The following is a 316-nucleotide window of genomic DNA, read 5'->3' on the forward strand; positions in this document are numbered from 1 at the left end:
GTGGCTGCGCGACCGTGGCATCTTTGCGCTGAATCTGGTGTCCAGCCCCGGTTCGGGCAAAACCACCCTGCTGGCCGAAACCATCCGCCAGCTGGGCAGCGACACCCTGGTATACGTGGTGGAAGGCTGTCTCTTATACACATCTCCGAGCCCACGAGACGAACGCAATAATCTCGTATGCCGTCTTCTGCTGGAAAAGGGGGGGGGGGGGGGGGGGGGGGGGGGGGGGGGGGGGGGGGGGGGGGGGGGGGGGGGGGGGGGGGGGGGGGGGGGGGGGGGGGGGGGGGGGGGGGGGGGGGGGGGGGGGGGGGGGGGG

Annotated in this window: 1 pseudogene; it reads left to right on the plus strand. The window is 74.1% G+C overall.

Going from position 1 to position 316, the window contains the following annotated elements:
* Window positions 1-316 (plus strand): annotated as a pseudogene (locus JHD62_RS22765) (hypothetical protein); the annotation flags it as partial.

Origin of the sequence: Aquitalea sp. ASV11 (assembly GCF_016429185.1) — a bacterium.
GTDB classification, from domain to species: domain Bacteria; phylum Pseudomonadota; class Gammaproteobacteria; order Burkholderiales; family Chromobacteriaceae; genus Aquitalea; species Aquitalea pelogenes.